2 protein-coding genes are annotated in these 977 nt (G+C 31.8%); both read right to left on the bottom strand.

What is annotated here, in order from left to right:
• Positions 1 to 372 (bottom strand): hypothetical protein (locus HMPREF2782_RS03315; protein WP_070640848.1); only part of this gene is annotated, 372 nt, incomplete at its 3' end.
• Positions 373 to 458: 86 nt separating this feature from the next.
• Positions 459 to 875: a sigma-70 RNA polymerase sigma factor region 4 domain-containing protein gene (locus HMPREF2782_RS03310; RefSeq protein ID WP_002416386.1), complete on the bottom strand. Its 417-nt coding sequence runs from the start codon at positions 873 to 875 to the stop codon at positions 459 to 461.
• Positions 876 to 977 lie beyond the last annotated feature (102 nt).

Here is a 977-nt window from a genome sequence, read left to right as displayed (position 1 = left end):
TTCTTCCTCTGTCAGTTCTTCAAAATCATCATTTGCATTTTCCTCTTTAAGATTTGGATTTTCTTCTAAAGAGATTTCTTTTTCTTTTAAATGAATTTCTGTAAGTTCTTTTAGCTTTTCTCTATTTCGATTATCGGAAAGTACATAATCTAAAAAGGCATAGATTAAATCATTATCTGTATTTTCTTCTGCTCCGGTTATCTGTTTTTCAAATTTCTCAAACACGCCTCCTTTTTCTACTTTTCGTTTCGTGTCCGCCTTTCTTTTTAGCTGTGATTTCTTTTGTCTTAGTTGCTTAATTTTGTTTTCTACCTGTTCTTTTTTCTTAGTTTCTTTTTCCAACTGGCTCATTACATTTTCTAACTCTTTCATTTTTCATTCCTCCATTTCAATATTGTTGTGTTCCAAACAAAGAAAGGCTAAGCACCTTTCTTTGATACTTAACCTTTCATCATTTTTTAGATTTTATCTTCTAAAATCTTTCTTAGTTTTTCTAAAATTTGATCCCTCCTTTGTCCGATTGCCTGATGTGTAACTTTCTCTTTTCTGCTGATTGACCTAAGACTTTCTTCTCTGTAGAAGATGGCTTCCATTAACTCTCTTTCTTCTTTTGTCAGTGTAGCTAATGCCTTATGCAGTTCTTCAATTTGCATTTTGACTTCTACAATTTTTTCTAAGTCTATTTTTTCATCTATGATGTTATCTACAAAGTGTCCATCATGATCTAATGATGAAAATGGAATAACTCCATACTTGCAATCCTTTTTCTGAAGATATTTTTCATGCTCTGTTATCTTCCAATAGGCTTTGTAGACTTCTTCACTTATGGGTATAGCTTCCCCTTTCACATAAAGGTAATATTCCTTATTAGGCATTGTGTTATCCTCCTTTTTAAGTTCTCTGTTTTGCTTTTTGAGAATAAAAAAGGAGGACTTCTACACTTTGACGTAAAAAGTCCTCTCGGCTTAAAAACTAAT

This window comes from Anaerococcus sp. HMSC068A02 (assembly GCF_001811125.1).
Taxonomy (GTDB): Bacteria; Bacillota; Clostridia; order Tissierellales; family Peptoniphilaceae; genus Anaerococcus; species Anaerococcus vaginalis_C.
This window is presented reverse-complemented; position numbering and strand designations above follow the sequence as displayed.